Annotated in this window: 9 protein-coding genes; 1 reads left to right on the top strand and 8 read right to left on the bottom strand. The window is 72.8% G+C overall.

Going from position 1 to position 16884, the window contains the following annotated elements; all coding sequences use genetic code 11:
- Positions 1–15 precede the first annotated feature (15 nt).
- On the bottom strand, positions 16–768 hold the full coding sequence (locus OG875_RS27425; protein WP_330176897.1) for a 4'-phosphopantetheinyl transferase family protein: 753 nt from the start codon (positions 766–768) through the stop codon (positions 16–18).
- 90 nt (positions 769–858) lie between these two features.
- On the opposite strand from OG875_RS27425, the gene OG875_RS27420 reads away from it, so the two are divergent.
- Positions 859–1293 (top strand): VOC family protein, encoded by a 435-nt coding sequence (locus OG875_RS27420; RefSeq protein WP_330176896.1) that lies wholly within the window; start codon positions 859–861, stop codon positions 1291–1293.
- 70 nt (positions 1294–1363) lie between these two features.
- On the opposite strand, the gene OG875_RS27415 is transcribed toward OG875_RS27420, so the two are convergent.
- The 7 genes from OG875_RS27415 to OG875_RS27385 all read right to left on the bottom strand — a co-directional run bounded on the left by OG875_RS27415 (position 1364) and on the right by OG875_RS27385 (position 16846).
- Positions 1364–2950, bottom strand: a complete 1587-nt coding sequence (locus OG875_RS27415) for an MFS transporter (RefSeq protein ID WP_330176895.1) — start codon at positions 2948–2950, stop codon at positions 1364–1366.
- A 37-nt stretch (positions 2951–2987) separates the two neighbouring features.
- Complete coding sequence (locus OG875_RS27410; protein ID WP_330176894.1) at positions 2988–3803, bottom strand: thioesterase II family protein; 816 nt, start codon at positions 3801–3803, stop codon at positions 2988–2990.
- Positions 3800–4978, bottom strand: a complete 1179-nt coding sequence (locus OG875_RS27405) for a class II histone deacetylase (protein WP_330176893.1) — start codon at positions 4976–4978, stop codon at positions 3800–3802. The genes OG875_RS27410 and OG875_RS27405 overlap by 4 nt, the downstream gene beginning before the upstream one ends.
- The gene (locus OG875_RS27400) at positions 4975–5283 is read right to left on the bottom strand and encodes a hypothetical protein (RefSeq protein ID WP_330176892.1); all 309 of its coding nucleotides are present in this window, start codon (positions 5281–5283) and stop codon (positions 4975–4977) included. Before OG875_RS27400 ends, OG875_RS27405 begins: the two co-directional genes overlap by 4 nt.
- 127 nt (positions 5284–5410) lie before the next feature.
- The gene (locus OG875_RS27395; protein WP_330176891.1) at positions 5411–9460 is read right to left on the bottom strand and encodes an aminotransferase class I/II-fold pyridoxal phosphate-dependent enzyme; all 4050 of its coding nucleotides are present in this window, start codon (positions 9458–9460) and stop codon (positions 5411–5413) included.
- Entirely contained in the window at positions 9457–10578 is a 1122-nt protein-coding gene (locus OG875_RS27390) for a DNA alkylation repair protein (RefSeq protein WP_330176890.1), read from the bottom strand. The genes OG875_RS27395 and OG875_RS27390 overlap by 4 nt, the downstream gene beginning before the upstream one ends.
- Positions 10571–16846 (bottom strand): beta-ketoacyl synthase N-terminal-like domain-containing protein, encoded by a 6276-nt coding sequence (locus tag OG875_RS27385; protein WP_330176889.1) that lies wholly within the window; start codon positions 16844–16846, stop codon positions 10571–10573. Before OG875_RS27385 ends, OG875_RS27390 begins: the two co-directional genes overlap by 8 nt.
- Between the last annotated feature and the right edge of the window lie 38 nt (positions 16847–16884).

Genomic DNA, 16884 nt, shown 5'->3' with positions numbered 1-16884 from the left:
CATACCGATGGCATGTCAAATGGACCCCCTCTCCTTCAACGAGCCGACAGCGCCGAGGACATGGCCGTACGCCGACCAATTCAGCTCACCCGGTCCGGCGGGCACCCGTACCCAGCGCGGAACGGCCAGCGCCGCGGCGTGCGTACGGTCCTGCGGCCCGCAGGACAGATTGACGACGCTCCACCCGACGGGCCTGCCCTCTCCCCCCGTTCCCAGGTAGTCCAGGTCGAGCCCCCGGCCGAGCCCGGTGCCCCGCGCCTTCAGATACGCCTCCTTGCGCGTCCACAACCGGCAGAAAGCCAGAGGGAGTTCGGCCCGCCGCACCCGGAGCAGTTCCGCCCTTTCGCGCGGATGCAGCCGCGCCAGGCAGCGTTCGACCGTCCGGCGGCCCGGCAGCCGCTCGACGTCCACCCCGACGGGCACGTCGGCGATCCCGACGAGCGTGATGCCGGCGCAGTGGGAGAGCGAGAAGTGCGGGCCGCCGGGGGCGTCGAGAAGAATCGGCCGGCCGTTCGGGCCGCCGCAGTGCGCGCACCGGTCACGGCCGAAGCGCAGGTCCCGGGGGTGGACGCCGAGCCGGTCGGCCAGCAGCAGCCGCAGCCCGGCGTGCGCCGCGAGGTACGTCGACCGCTCGTGCCGGCGGGTGAAGGACGCCGCCCTGGCCTGTTCCCGCGCGTCGAGCAGGGCGAGCGAGACGTCGTCCCGCCACGGGGGCGCCTGCCGCAGCGCCCATACCCGGACCTGGCCCACCGGACGCGCCGCTGTCATGTCGACCTGCCTTCGATCCGGCGGACGTGACGCGCAGACGGACACCTCGTTGGACAGGACGACCGCGTACCCGCCCAGAACGGTGCTGTGATGATGTCCTCTGCCGTGACCAGCTTCTATCCCGTGCTCTGCACCGAGCGGCTCACCGAGTCCGTGGCCTTCTACCGCACGCTGTTCGGATTCGAGACGACGTACACCAGCGACTGGTACGTCAGCCTGCGGCGCCCCGAGCCGCCCGGGTACGAACTGGCCCTGGTCGCCGCCGGGCACGAGTCCGTTCCGGCGGCCTGCCGACGGCCCGCGCGCGGTCTGCTCCTCAACTTCGAGGTGGCCGACGTCGACGCCGAGTACGCGCGCCTGGTGACGGACGCCGGTCTGCGGGCCGAACTCCCGCTGCGCAGCGAGGCGTTCGGCCAGCGCCACTTCATCGTCGCCGCCCCCGACGGCGTACTGATCGACGTCATCACGCCGGTCGCCCCGACGGAGGAGTACGCGGACGCCTACCAGGACCCGCCGCGTCAGTAGGAGTGGTGTGCGGGCCGCGTCTTGGGACGCGGCCCGCACACCGCCCCCGGGCCGGGGGATCCGGCGTGTCCTAGCCCTTCACGTCGACGGCGGCGGGAACGGCGCCCTCGGCCGGGGCGGCGGCGGCTCCCTCGGTACCGGCGGAGTCCTCGCCCGCTCCGGTCGCCGGGATCTTGATGACCACCGTCACCAGCACGGCGGAGGCGAGCGCGGCCAGTGCGCCGATGCCGCCGATGACGTTCATGCCGTCGGTGAACGCCGCCCGCGCGGAGTCGAGCAGGGTGGTCGCCACGTCCGACGACAGGCCCCGCGCGCTCTCGACCGCTCCCGCGAGTGTCTCGTCGGCGCCCGGCACCCCCGCAGGGACGTCGACCCCGCCCCGGTACACCGCGGCGGCGAGGCTGCCGAGCAGGGCGACGCCGAGCGCCATGCCGAGTTCGGTGCTGGTCTCCGACAGGGCCGCGGCGGACCCGGCCTGCTCGGGCTGGGCCGATCCGACGACGATGTCCGTGCCCAGCGCGACGAGCGGGCCGCCGCCCGCGTAGACGAAGGCGAAGCCCGTCACCACCTGGGCGATGCCGGACGAACTGTCGGCCATGCTCAGCATCACATGGCCGATGCCCGACAGGACGAGCCCGGCGGCCACGACGTACGCCGGGCGGAACCTGCTCGCCGCCATCGGGGACACCACGGCGGTCACGATCAGCGCGAAGGCCGCGGGCAGCAGATACAGACCGGCCTTCATCGGGGAGAGCCCGCCGACGAGCTGGAGGAACTGCGTCACCATCAGATACGTGCCGCCGGCCACCAGCATGCTCAGCAGCAGCGTCACCAGGGCCGTGACGAACGTGGTGTTGCGGAAGAGGGCGAGGTCGAGCAGCGGGCTCTCCAGCGTGCGCTGCCTGCGGACGAACACCACACCGACGGCCACGCCGACGACGATCGCCCCGAGCGCGACCGGGCCGATCCCGTCGTTGGCGATCTCCTTGAGTCCGTAGATCACCGGGAGGATCGCGGCGAGCGACAGGACCACACTGGCCAGGTCGATCCGCCCGGCCTCCTCGTCACGGTACTCCGGCAGCAGCACCGGACCCGCCACGAGCAGCAGCCCCATGATGGGCACGCCGAGCAGGAACACCGAGCCCCACCAGAAGTACTCCAGCATGGCGCCGCCGACCACCGGGCCGAGCGCGATGCCCACGGAGAACATGGTGACCCAGACCGCGATCGCCACGCCGCGCTGCCGTGCGTCGCGGAACATGTTGATGATCAGGGCGAGCGTCGACGGCATCAGGGTGGCCCCGGCGATGCCCATCGCGGCCCGCGCCGCTATCAGCGTGGCGGCACTGTCGGCGAAGACGGCGGCCAGCGACGCGAGGCCGAACGCGGCGGCGCCGATCAGCAGCAGCTTCCGGCGGCCGATCCGGTCGCCCAGGGTTCCCATGGCCACCAGGAAGCCGGCGATGAGGAAGCCGTAGATGTCGATGATCCACAGCATCTGGGCGGCGGAGGGGTCCAGGCCCTCGCTGATGTGCGGTACGGCCAGGTGCAGCACGCTCACGTCGATGGACAGCAGCAAGGTCGGCAGCGCCAGTACGGCCAGGCCCAACCACTCACGGGGTCCGGCCTGCGAGGTGGTCTCGGCGGTGGTACTCACATGTTTCCTTTCGGGGATGGTGCGTGTCGGTGCCCGGTCACGGTCGACGGGCGAGGGGGTGTGGGAGGGACGGCTCCGGCCGGGGGTGGCCGGGGCCGGGGATCAGCCGGGCGGCGACGGCCGCCGCGTTGGCGGGTGTGTAGAGGTAGAAGTGGCCGCCCGTGAACGTCTGCCGGCCGAAGCCGCCCGACGTCTCCAGCGACCACAGGTGCATCCGCTCGTCGATGACGACCGGGTCGTCCAGCGCGCCGAGCGCCAGGATGGGGACGCCGGTACCGGACAGAGGGCGCCGGTAGGTCTCCATGGCCTCCAGGTCGGCCCGGATCGCCCGGAGCGAGGACTGGACCAGGTCCGTACGGTCCACCAGCCCGGGGGACATCCCCCCGATGTCCGTCAGGTGCTTCAGCATCTCCGCGTCGCTCCGCAGATGCGCGAACGGCGGCTCGCTGGGGAAGCACGGCGGCTGACGCGCGGACACCGCGAGCAGCGTCGGCGGCAGGCCCTTCCGCTCCATCGCCCGGGTCAGTTCGTAGCCGAGCACGCTGCCGAAGCTGTGCCCGACGACGGCGTACGGCAGCGGCTCCAGCGCCACCAGGTCGCGGGCGAGGGCGTCGACCAGCGGTTCGACGCGCGTCACCAGGGGCTCGTTGATACGCGTGCCCCGTCCGGGCAGTTGGGCGACGACACACTCCACGTCGTCGGGCAGCACCTGCCACCAGGAGCGGAACGCGGACGGCCAGCCGCCGGCGTGCGGGAGCGCCACGATCCGGAACCGGGCGGGGGGCCGGGGCCCCGCGCCGTCGCGGGCCGTCGGGCGCGCGCCGCCGCCGACCGTCATCCACCAGCCGCTCATCGCGGCACCCCGCTCTCCGGCACGGGCCGCCCGGCCGCCCCGGACGGGGATGCGGACGGTGCGGGCGCCGGGTCCGCGAGCAGCGGGTGGTGCCCCTCCAGGAAGGCGATCACCCGCTCCTGGTGACGTTGCAGACGCTGGCCCGGCAGGTGTTCGAGCGCGTGCAGGAACGGGTCCTGAGGGGCCGGCAGACCGGCGACGGCGGCGGCCGTGCCGAGCACCAGCATCGGCTGGTACCAGGCCGAGTAGCCGCCCTCGTGGGCGAGGACGATCCTGCCGCCCGTCAGTTCGTCCGCCAGCCGGCACATCGTCGACGTCATGCTGTGGAAGGTGCGGCTGGTGCAGAGCATCCGGCCCATCGGATCGTGGCCGCTCGCGTCGACGCCCGCCGCCACCAGGATCAGGTCGGGGCGAAAGGCGCGGGCCGCCGGCGCCACGATCCGGTCCATGACCGCGAGATAGGCGCCGTGGCCCGAGCCTGCGGGCAGCGGCACGTTGAGGGTGCTGCCGACCCCCGCGCCCGCGCCGGTCTCCAGGACGAGACCGGACGCCGCCGGGAACAGCCCCTCCTGATGCACCGAGATGTACAGCACGTCGGGGTCCTCGTAGAAGGTCCGCTGGATGCCGTTGCCGTGGTGCACGTCCCAGTCCAGGATCAGCACGCGGCGTGCCCCCCGGCGCTGCGCCGCGCGGGCGGCCACCGCCAGGTTGTTGTAGAGGCACAGCGCCATCGCCCGGTCCGGTTCCGCGTGGTGGCCTGGCGGCCTCACCAGGCAGTAGGCCCGGTCGAAGCGGCCGTCCAGGACACCGGTGGCGGCCTCCACACAGGCCCCCACGGCGAGCCTCGCGGCCTGCGCGCTGTGGTAGTTGACGTACGCGTACACCCCGGCGTCGCCCGCGCCGGCCGCCGACGCCGCCTCGATCCGCTCGATGTGGTCGGGGACGTGCACGAGGAGCAGGTCCTCGTCGGAGGCCGGCTCCGGGGTGAGGGCGGTGAACCGGTCCATCACCCCCGACGCCTTGACCAGGCCCTCGGCACGCCGCAGGTCCGGGTCGACCGCGAACTGGCGCAACGGCTCGACACCCGGCCCCACCGGCACGTACCCCGATCCGGGGCCGGGGTCGTGCCAGAAACAGATCTCGTGGCTGTACCACGCGAGACGGGAGGTGCTCACCAGCCGGACAGACCCAGCGAGGCCCGGCTGATCCCGGCGACCTTCTCGATGTACTGGAGGTAGTACTCGCGCTCCTCGTCCGGTGTGTGCTTGGTACGCAGCGTCGTACCGAGCAGCCCGAGCACCTCCTCGGCCTCGGTGGGCGTCAGCCGCCGGTCACCGATCTCCTTCTCGAACGCGCGGATCCGCGCGGTGGGCTCCAGCACGCCGGACGCGTACGCGTCCCGGTCGGTGCCGTGGTTCCGGGTCGAGGCGATGGTCTTCAGAATCGCTCCGAAGAACGCCGAGGTGTCGATGTCCGTCATGGTCGGTACCCCCTTGGTTTGCCGTGCGTGGACTGTGTACGGTGCCGGGTCCCGGTGAGCGCCCCGGTCGGGTGGGCCACCGCGTACCGGTGGCCCACCGCGTTCGGAGCGCTCCGCCGGCCGGCGCTCAGCGGATCAGGCCGCAGGCACGGCCGGCCTTCTCCAGCGTCAGGACGGCCGAGTCGAGATCGGCGTCGGAGTGGCTGAGGTTGACGATGGTCCGCAGCCGGGGCAGATTGCGCGGCACGGCGGGGTAGACGATCGGCTGCACGAAGAGGCCGTCCTGCTGGCACAGCCGGGCCATGGTGCCCGCCTGCTCGGCACTGGCGCAGATGATGGGCACCACCGGTGTCTCGCTGGCCAGCGTGTCGAAGCCGAGGGCGCGCAGCTGGTCGCGGTAGCGGATCGTCTTCGTGCGGGTGTCCCGGGTGAGGGAGGGGGCGGCCTCCATCACCTCGATCGCCGCCTTGGCAGCCGCGACCTGGGCGGGAGTGACCGCCGCCGAGAACATCCAGCCCCGCGCGTTGTTCTTCAGCGCGAAGATCAGGTCGCTGGACCCGGCGACGTAACCGCCCGCACTGGGCACCGTCTTGGAGAGCGTGCCCATCTTGACGTCGACCCGTGCGGGGTCGATCCCGAAGTGTTCGGTGATGCCCCGGCCGGTGTCACCGAGAACTCCCAGGCTGTGCGCCTCGTCGACCATCAGGGGGGCGTCGTAGCGCTCGCACAGCTCCACGATGCCGGGCAGGTCGGCGACGTCGCCGTCCATGCTGAAGACGGCGTCGGTGACCACCAGGCGGCCCGCGTCGCCCGCCTTGCGCAGGGCGCGTTCCAGGTCGGCGAGGTCGTTGTGGGCGTAGGTGATGACCGACGCGCCGGACAGCCGGTAGCCGTCGAGGATGCTGGCGTGGTTGAAGACGTCGCCGATGACGACGTCACCGGGGCCGACGAGCGCGCCGATGGTCGCCACGTTCGCCATGTAGCCGCTGGAGAAGACGATGGCGTCCTCGGTGCCGAGGAAGCGGGCGAGGGCCAGCTCCAGTTCCCGGTGCAGATGCAGGGTGCCCGCCAGCAGCCGCACCCCGTGGGCGCCGGTCCCGTGCCGCTCCACGGCGCGCAGCGCCTGGTCCTCGATGTAGTCGTGCCCGATGAGGCCGAGGTAGCTGTAGGAGGCGAAGTTGAGGTACCAGCGGCCGTCGAACTTGATCCGGGGGCCGGTGGCCTCCTCGATGACGGGTTCGTAGAAGTACTGGTCCTTGGCGACGATCAGACGGTCCTCCGTCGACAGCGCGTCGATGCGCCGGTCGAGGAACCTGCCGTGGGGGGCGTCGGCCAGCCGGCCCGGCAGGGTCCGGCGGGGTACTCGGTCGGCCGCCGGGGCGGGAGCGGACGGGGACTGGGCCGGGGCCGGGTAGGGCGTCCGGGCCGGGCCGGGGTCGGCGGCCGGGGTCGCGGCGCGGGGTTCGGGCCGGGCTTCGGGACGGGGCGGCGGAGACACCGGCGGGAGCACGGCGGCGGGGGCGGCGGGCGCGCCGTCCCTGAAGCGGTCCCAGTCCGGGACGAAGGAGTCGGCGGCGCCCGGCACCGTGGCGGCCGACGGCCGTTCCACCACCACGGCGGGCCGGGTCTGCGGGGGCGGCACCGGCAGGTACGCCGACCGGGCCGCGGGTGCCGGCGGTGCGGCGGGCGAGTGCGGTACGGGTGTGTGCGCCCGGGTGGCGGCGGGGGCTCCGGCGGTCGGGGCGGTGCGCGGCAGGGATTCGAGGTGGGCCAGGAGCGCGCCGACGTTGGTGCGCTCGAAGAACACCATGGGGTCGATGTCGAGCCCGTCGGCGGTCAGTGCCGCCGCGAGTTCGACCGCCATCATCGAGTCGAGGCCCAGCTCCAGAAGGTCGTCCTCGCGGGACACACCGTCGAGATGCAGGACATGGGTGAGCGCGTGGGTGAGTGACGGCCACAGGACGGATTCCGGAGTGACAGCGGTCATGGGTACATCCTTCGCTTCAGCGGCGGCGGACAGGACGTAATGCGCGGGACGTCGGCCGAGGGCCGTTCGGAGCAGGTCGATTCCGTCGTTCTCGGTGAGGGCGGGGATGCCGTGCGCGGCGGCCTTCGGGGCGATGGACTCCCCCATCCCGACGGTCCACAGGCCCCAGCCGAGGCTGTACCAGGGGTGGCCTTCGGCGCGTCGGCGGGCGGCGTAGCCGTCGAGATAGGCGTTGGCCGCGGCGTAGGCGCTCTGGCCGAGGTTCGCCCGTACGGCCGCGACCGAGGAGAACAGGGCGACGAAACCCGGCTGTTCGTGCCGGGACATCAGGTCGGCGAGCGCGTGCACGCCGCCGATCTTGGGGCCGAGCACGGTGTCCACCTGCTCCGGCGTCAGGCCGCGCGCCAGTCCGTCGCGCAGCACTCCGGCGGCGTGGAACACCCCGTCGTAGCGCCCGGCGTCGGCCAGTTCCTCGCGAAGTGAGCGGACGTCCGCCGCCACGACGGCCAGGTCGCAGCGCGCCCCGAGCCGGTCGAGGCGTTCGCGGGCCGTTCCCCGGTCGGGCACGGTCCGCCCGACCAGGGTGAGATGGGCGCAGCCCTCCTCCGCGAGGAACTCGGCGACGCGCAGGCCGATGCCGCCCATACCGCCGGTGATCAGGAAGCGGCCACCGGCGTAGCGCACCGGGTCGGCGCCGCCGCCCGTGGGCCGCGGCTGTACGGAGGGCTCGTACCAGGTGTCGTGGCGCAGGGCGAGTTCCGGCCGGTCCTGGCCGAGCACCTCGCGAAGGATCGCGGCACCGTCGTCGCCGGGGCCGACGGTGTTCCCGGGGCCGAGGTCGACCAGGCGGACCCGGGAGCGGGGGTGCTCGACGCGCAGGGTGCGGCCGAGCCCCCACAGGGCGGTCATGAACGGGTCGACGACGTCCTCCGCCACCACCTGGTGCGCGGCGGTGGTGACGATCAGCAGATCGGGCATCGGCGGGCGGGCCGCGAGACGGCGCAGCAGCGCGAAGACTCCCTGGAGGGCCTCCGTCACCGCCGCCTCGCCGGCCGGGCCGGGCGGTGCCACGTACACGACGCCCCGGAAGGCGGCGCCGTCCGGGGGCGTGTCGAGGCCCCCGTCGGTCACCTGCTCCGGCGTCATGCGGACGAACCGAGGGCCCTCGGACTCCGCGTCCCCGGGCGGGTGGGCGTCGTGCGGGCGGGCGTCGTGCGAGGACACGATCAGCACGGGCCCTTCGGGCACGTCCGGAGGTACGGGAGTGGCCTCGGCCTTCCGCCACACCACGGTCTCGGTCAACGGCACCGCCGCCATCCCCTGTTCGGAGTCGGCCGGTGCCGACGCGGCCGTGGCGGTGGGCCGTTCGGGCACCGGGGACGGCGCGGGCTCAGACGCGGTCGCCACGGGCCCGGCGGCCTTGAGGGTGACGCGGTCCAGTTCCAGCAGGACCTCCCCCTGCTGGTTGCAGACGGTGGCCCGTCCCCGTACGGCACCGGCCGGGCCCCCGGTGTCGCCCGGCTCGTCCCGTTCGACCAGGGCGATCACCGTGCCGGAGATCCGGCGGCGGGCCACCAGCCGGCCGACGTACCAGGGCAGGCACGCCCCGGCCGCGCCCCCGTCGAGCATGCCGAGCGCCTGGAAGACGCTGTCCAGGAGCGCGGGCGGTACGAAGGGAGGAGCCGACGCCACACTCGCGTCGTCCCCGGCCCGGAGCATCAGCAGCATCCGTCCCGGGCCCCGGTACGCCGACCGGATCACCTGGTACGCCGGCCCGTACGCGATCCCGCTGGCCTCGCGCCACGCGGCCACCTCCGACAGCGCCACGTGCTCCGTGCACCCGTCCCGCAGCGCGGCCACGTCGACGTAGCGGGGTGGCGGCAACGGGCTGCCGGAGGCGCGGGCGGTGCAGTGCACAACCGGTTCGCCCGGCTCGGGCCGTACGGAGGTGACCGAGCAGGCGCCGTCCTCGCCCGTCTGGACCTCCAGCTCCGCCTCGGCGCCGGTCACCAGCAGCGGTGCCCGGAAGGCGACCCGCTCCAGGGTCCACCAGCGGTCCGGGAGGCGGGCGTCGCAGGCGGACAGCACGGCGTCGATCTGCGCGGCGGCGGGCAGCACGGGGACTCCGCCGATCCGGTGGTGGGAGACCAGCGGATCGGCGGCACGGAGAACCGACCTGACGCCCGTCATGTGAGCAGCCCGAATCTGTCGCTGGCCTGGACGAGACCGTTCACCTGGATGTCGACGCTGTGCTCACCCGGGTAGTACTTGCGGGTCTGCACCTCCTTGATCGTGTGGGTCTTCTCCAGGGACCGCCGCTCGCCGGGGCCGAGTTCGAGGGTGGTCAGCTTGAAGACCTTCGGGATGCTGCGGCCGTTCTTGCGGACGTGGTGCACCACGTAGTCGACGGCGATGCTGTGCGCCCGGCCGTCGGTGTTCTCGATGTCGAAGCTGATGACGAGGGTGTCGCCGATGGTCACCGTGTGGGGCGTGATGCTCAGCCGGGGTACGCGGACATGCTCACCGCCCGTGGCCCCGAGAAGGGCGAGGGCCCGCTGATCGCCCTTCTTCACCAAGGTGCGCAGTCCGTGCCTGACGATCCAGTTGGTCTCGGGGGTGGGGCTCTCCGCCAGCCAGCGCACGGCGGTGTCGAGCGCGAGATCGGGCGTGTCCTTGGAGATGTCGTTGAGGTTGTTGGCGACGGACTTGCGCACGTATTCGGAGGGGTCGCTGCGCAGGACTTCGAGGATCTCCAGGACCGGCCGGGGGTCCTTGACGAACACGGTCAAGGTCCGGGCCCACGGGAGGCGGGAGCGGATTCCCTCGGTCGCGAGGCGCCGCACGTTGTGGCTCGGGCTCTGCGCCCACCGGGCGACCCGCTCCATCGTCGGCGCGTGGTGCTGTTCGAGGTAGGGCCGGATCGCGTACTCACCCGTGTGCCGCTTGGTGATCTCCTCGATGGCGTCCAGGGACAGGTCGGGGTGGTCGAGACCGTACTCCTCGACGAAGCGGGCGACCGGCATCAGGTACCAGCTGGTGTTGAACATCCCTTCCCCTTCGGCGAGTTCGTCGCCGAGGACGGTGAGGAGAAGAGGCAGCGCCTCGGGGTAGCCGGCGGGCAGGCGGGTACGCAGGCCCTCGGCCAGGACGAGGACGCGGTCCTTGAGTTCCTTGTCGGGAATGCGTGACTCGACCTCGGCCGCGTAGCCCTCCACGTCGAACTCGGGGTGGGCGGCACGGACTTTGTCGCCGATCAGACGGGCCGCGTCGCCGTTGAAGTGTCGCTTGAGTCCGTATTCGCTAGCCATGGTTCAGGTGCCTCTTCATCTCGTTCTTCGGGTTCTGCTGGTTCTTCGGGTTCTGCTCGCTGTGCGGGTTGTGCCGGCTCGACGTGGTGTCGTGCGGGGCGGGGGCGATCCAGAACCGCCTTCTGTTGAAGGGGTAGGTGGGGAGGGTGAGGGTGCGCCGGCCCTTGCCCTCGTGGAGTGCGGACCAGTCGAGTTCGGTGCGGGTGTGGTTGTAGTGACCGGCCAGCGCCCGGTGCACTTCGGCCTGGTCGACGCGGTCCCGGCGGAGTGTGCTGAGCCATACGGGCTGTTCCCCGGCCCACGAGGCTTTGGCGAGCGACGTGAGCTGGGGGTGCGCGCCGATCTCCCAGACCACTGCCGGGTTCGCCGCCGCGAGGGTCGCCAACGCCTGCGAGAAGCGGACCGGTTCACGGATCGCCCGGCCCCAGTACGCGGGGGCGGACGCCGTGTCGGGCGCGTGCCAGCCGCCGGTCACGGTCGACGCGAACCCGATGTCCGGTGCGGACAGGGCCCGTTGGGCGACCGCTTCGGTGAACGGTGCCACCGCGCCCTCCATGGACGCCGAGTGGAACGCGTGGCTCACCGCCAGCCGCTGGGTCCGCAACCCCGAACCGGCGCAGAACGCGGACACGTGGTCCACGGGGCCGGTCACCGTCACTGAGCGAGGCGCGTTGAAGGCGGCGACCTCGACACCGGGGAAGTGGGTCAGGGCCGCCAGGACGGCCTCCGGGTCGGCATGGACCACCGCCATCGCGCCCTCGCCGGGCTGGGACTCCATCAACCGGCCGCGCAGCGCGGTCAGTTCGAGCAGGTCCCCGAGATCCATGACTCCCGCCGCCCAGGCCGCCGTCAGCTCACCCAGGCTGTGACCCACCACCACATCGGGCCGCACCCCGACCGACTCCAGCCAGCGCACCAGAGCCACCTGCACGCTCACGATCGCCGGCTGCGCGTACGCCGTCCGCCCCAGCCGCCCGGTGTCCTCACCGAACAGCAGCTCACGCAGGGGCACTTCAGCCTGACCCGCCAGCAACTCCGCGCACTCGTCCAGCGCCGCCCGGAACACCGGCTCCGCCGCGTACAACCCACGGCCCATCCCCACGTACTGCGAACCCTGACCCGTGAACATGAACGCGATCGGCACCCCGGACCCCCCGCGACGGGGCAGTGCTCGGCTGTCCGCCGCGATCTCCCTGAGCCCGGCGGCGAGTTCACGAGCATCCGCGCCCTGGACGGCCACGCCGTAACGGTGTTCGGCCCGGCCCGTGTTCGCGGTGAACGCGAAGTCGCCCAACTCCTCGGCCGGTACGTCCGCCAGAGCGTCCGCGTACGAGCCGGCGAGGGCGCGGAGTGCGGTCTCTTCCGCCGCACTGACCCGCACCACATGCGACTCACCGGCGGGAACGACACGTTCCTCGCGGGCAGGAGCCTCCTCCACGATCACATGCGCGTTCACCCCACCCATCCCGAACGCACTCACCGCCGCACGCCGAGGCTCACCACCCGCACGAGGCCACTCCACCGCACGATCCGCCAGATAGAACGGCGTCTCCTCGAACCGAATATGGTCATTCGGCCGCACCACATGCAACGACGGAGGCACCACACCCCGCTCCATCGCCAACAACACCTTCACCAACCCGGCCAACCCCGCAGCCGGCTCCAAATGCCCCACATTCCCCTTCAACGAACCCAGCGCACAAAACTGCGAACCACCCGAACCCACCCCACCCCACGCACGGGACAACCCCTCCACCTCAATCGGATCACCCAGACTCGTCCCCGTCCCATGCGCCTCCACCAAACCAATCGACTCCACCGACACCCCCGCATCCCGCAGCGCGGCGGAGATGACGGCCGCTTGGGCACGCGGGCTGGGCGCGGAGTAACGGGTGGTGCGTCCGCCGTGGTTGACGGCGGCTCCCTTGATGACGCCACGAATCCGGTCACCGTCGCGGACTGCGTCGTCGTACCGCCGCAACACGACGGCCACGGCGCCCTCTCCCGGCACGAAACCGTCCGCGGTGCTGTCGAAGGCACGGCTGCGGTGCCGGGGTGACAGGGCCATCAGGTCCCCCATCGACCGGAAGTACTCCGGGCTGATCCCGGCGTGCACGGCCCCGATGACCGCCGTGTCGATGTCGCCGGTACGCAGGTGCTGGAGGGCGGAGTGGATGGCGACCAGGGACGACGAGCAGAGGGTGTTGACCAGTCCGCTCGGGCCGTGCCAGTCCATCAGGTACGACAGCCGGTTCGCGATCATCGCCTCAAGTCCGAGGCCCCGCCCCTCGTGCAGGCCGTGGCGTACCCGCTCCTCGTGGTAGTGGTCGTGGCTGTACGCGATCCACAGACCGGTGGTGCCGCCGTCGGCCCGCCGGCCGATCCGTCCGCCGTCCTCCAGGGCCTCCCAGATCGTCTCGTACGCGATCCGCGCCTGCGGATCGATCAGGGGAGCCTCCCGGGCGGAGATCCGGAAGGGGGCCGGGTCGAACTCGTCCACACTGTCCAGGAACGACGCGTTCGGGACCGGTCCGGCCGCCGCGTCCCAGCGTCCCTCGGGCAGCGGGCGGACCGTGTCCCGGCCTTCGAGGAGGAGTTCGGCGAAGGCGGTCAGGTCGCTCGCGGTGGGCAGCTTGATCGCCGCGCCCACGACCGCGACGTCACGGGGTCGTGACACCGGAGGGGCCGCCGGGGTTTCGGCCGGAGGTTCGCGTTCCGGTTCGGGTTCGGGTTCTCGGGACGTGACGGTGGTACGCGCCACCGGGGCGGGCACCTCCGGCGTCGCCGACACCTGATCGGCGACCGGGGCCGCCGGGGCCGCCAGTGTGGCGACGAGTTCCGGGGCCTCGTCCACCAGGAAGTCGGCGAACTGCCGGGGGGTGGGGTACTCGAAGAAGACCGTCGGGTAGAGCGAGAGGCCGTGTTCCTGGGAGATGCGCTCGCTCAGCGCCACCAGTCCCACCGAGTCGAATCCGGCGGACAGGAACTCCGTGTCGGTGTGCTCGTCGGACGTGCCGGTGAACTCCAGGAACCAGGCGAGCGCCCGCGCGGAGGGCGAGGCGGCGGCCGGGACCACCGGGGCCGCGGGTCGGGGTGGCGCCGGCGGAGTCGGCTCCGGCTGCGGCGCCGCGACGGGAGCCGTGCGTACGACCGGGGCGGGAGCCGTGCGTACCACCGGGGCGGGCGCCGTCACGCGTACCTCCGGCTCCACCGGCGCGGACGGTGCGCCGGGCCCCACCGGCTCCGGTGTCTCCCCCGCGCCGAACGCCTGGACGGGAACCCGCTTGGACGCCATGTCGCCGAAGACCAGCAGCGGGGTCCCCGCCTCGTCGGTGACCGTCTGGGTGACCCGACAGGCTTCGTCGTTCCAGAAGGCGATCTCCGTCCGTACGAACGCGGCGTCGTCCAGCGGCCCGAGAACATCCAGGCGGCCCACCGAGAGCGGGATGAACGCGGACGCGTCCGCCGCGCCGAACACCGGGTTGGCCGGGTCGATCGCCGCGACCGTCACGCTGTCCAGGAGCCCGGGGAACAGCTCCACGCCGGGCGGGTTCAGTTCCCGCTGCCGGGCTCCTTCGACACGGGCGAGGGTGCCGCCGTCCGGCAGCCCCGCCACCCAGGAGATGTTCCGGTAGTAGCGGCCGTGGTGGTAGCCGATCCGGCGCAGCCACCGGTAGACGCCCGAACCCGCGTGCACGGCGGAGCCGGAGCAGTCGGCCAGCAGACCGGCCAGGGGTACCGGCAGCGGCGGCTCGGGCGGGCGCCCGGTGACGAGCCGTCCGGTGACGAAGAGTTCCCCCGTCCCGGGGTCCTCCACCCTGAACCGGTTCTCCCCGTCCACCCGCCCGACGACCCGGTGGGCCCCGGACGGGATGAGGGGGCGGTGGAAGAGGATGTCACGAGCGCCGTGGAAGGGTTCGCCCCGCAGCGCGGCGCCTTCGCGCAGGAAGTCGAACCACGCCACGCCCGGCAGCATGAGGGTGCGGTACACCGCGTGCTGGGCGATGGGCGCCTCGGCCGGGCCGAACACGCGGGAGAAGGTGTATCCGGCCGTCCCCTCGTCCGCCACCAGTTCGGCGGGCGCACCGGGTGCGGCCGAGCGCAGCGGCTCGGCGAGATTCAGGGCGGGGCCGCGCAGTTGGGCGGCGGGCAGCAGGCGCTTGCTCCACGGCACTCCGGCCGCCCGCTGGAAGACCGCCCAGTCGATCTCCCGGCCCCCTTGGAAGAGTTCGGCGGCGATCGTGGCGAGCACGGCCGTGACCCCGGCTTCGTCGCGGGCTTCGGCCAGCCGTGCGCCGACGTCGTCGCCGGGGGCCGGGGTACGGCCCGGGGTGTCACGCGCGAGTTCGGCGTCACCCCGCAGGACGTCGGCCAGCGCCTGCTCCAGCGGGACGCGGCCCCGGACGAAGTCCCCGACGGCCTGCCAGCCCGGGGGCAGGTCGACGGCGGCTTCGGGCAGTCCCAGATCGCGCAGCGCGACCGCGAGTGCGACGCCGGACGCGATCCGCAGCAACTCACCCGAGAAGGTGGCCAGTTGGGTGCCCGTGGCGGCTTCGAACAGACCGACGACCTCATGCACGGCCGGCACGGAACGGTCGAGTGCGGTCAGCCACGCGGGCGGGCTCCCGGCCGCCTCGGGACGTACGGACACCGTGGTGCGGGGGCCGCCGGCGGGACGGGTCCCCGGCTGTCCGCCGGCCCGCAGGAGCCGGCCGCGCAGCGCGGCGGCCAGCTGATCGGCGTCCGCCCCGACGACGGCCAGCCGCTCGGTCCGGTGCTGCCGGGCCAGGCGGGCCGTGGCGCACACGTCGCCGAGTTCGCGGGGCCCGTCCGTGAGGGTCGGCAGGAACTCCAGCCACTGGGCGGCGAGTTCGCGCAGCGCGTACGGGGTGTCGGCGGACAGTGGCAGCACCTGGACCGGTACGGACCGGCCGCCGGTGCCCGCCGACCCGGCGGGGATCCGGGGCGTACGGGGGGCGGCCTCGGCCACCACATGGGCGTTGGTGCCGCCGAAGCCGAATCCGCTCACCGCGGCCCGGCGCACCGGGGCGTCCGGCCAGGGGAGAGAGGTGCCTGGCAGGTGGAAGGGGCTGTCGGCGAGATTGAGACGCGGGTTGGGCGACTCGACCGCCACGGCCGGGACGGTGCCCTCGCGCAGGGCGACGATGATCTTCGCCAGTCCGGCGAGTCCCGACGCGGAGTGCAGATGGCCGATCCTGCGCTTGATCGAGCCGAGCGCGACGGAGTTCCGGGCGACGCCGTGCCTCGTGAACACCTCGGTGAGCGCCCGGACTTCGATCGGGTCGCCGATGGCGGTGCCGGTGCCGTGCGCCTCGACGTACTGGACGGTCGACGGGTCGACGGTCCGGTACACCTTGTCCAGCAGCTCGATCTGGGCTTCCAGGTTCGGGGTGGTGACACCCATGGTGCGGCCGTCGTTGTTGACCGCGACCCCGCTGACGGCCCCGAGGATCACGTCTCCGTCGGCCAGTGCGGCGGGCATCGGCTTCAGCACCAGGGCGGCGGCTCCCTCCCCGGGCACATAGCCGTTGGCCTTGCTGTCGAAGGTCTGGCACAGCCCGTCCGGGGAGAGCGCCCCGGTGCGGGACAGGAGGACGAACGTCAGCGGGTCGATCAGCAGGTCCACCCCGCCGACCAGGGCGAGTTCGCAGCTGCCGGCCGCGAGGCTCTGGCAGGCGAGCCAGACCGCCGACAGCGAGGACGAGCAGGCGGTGTCGACCACCAGGCTCGGTCCCGCCAGGTCGAAGCGGTCGGACAGCCAGGCCGCCATGAAGTTCTGCGACCGTCCCCACAGGGCGGCCGGCCCGGGGATGCCGACGGGTCCGGCCGGGCCGGGCGGAACCGTGCCCCGGTTCTGGTCGAATCCGTACGCGTTCATCCGCCCCGCGACGAACACGCCCGCGTCCAGGCGACGGCGTACTCCCAGATACCCGGAGTCCTCCAGGGCCCGCGCGCCGACCTCCAGCATCACCCGCTGCTGGGGGTCGAGGAGCACGGCGTCCCCGGCGGTCATGCCGAACGCCTCGTGGTCGAAGGAGAACGGGTCCACCAGGAAGCCGCCCCGGTGGTGCGTGCCCTGGTGGGGCCCGTCGCCCCGGTACAGCTCGCGGGCCCACCGGCTCGGCGGGACCTCACCGACCTCGATCCCGTCATGGCCGAGCAGGGCCGTCAGGTCGGTGACGTCCTCCGCGCCCGGGAGACGTACCGCGAGGCCGATCACGGCGACGCGGGTGTCGAACTCGCTCACGCTCACAGCAGTCCTTTCGTTCGACTCTCCGGCCGTGC

Source organism: Streptomyces sp. NBC_01498 (assembly GCF_036327775.1).
Classification (GTDB): domain Bacteria; phylum Actinomycetota; class Actinomycetes; order Streptomycetales; family Streptomycetaceae; genus Streptomyces.
Note: the sequence above shows the minus strand (reverse complement) of the source record. Positions and strands in the feature narration are given on the sequence as shown.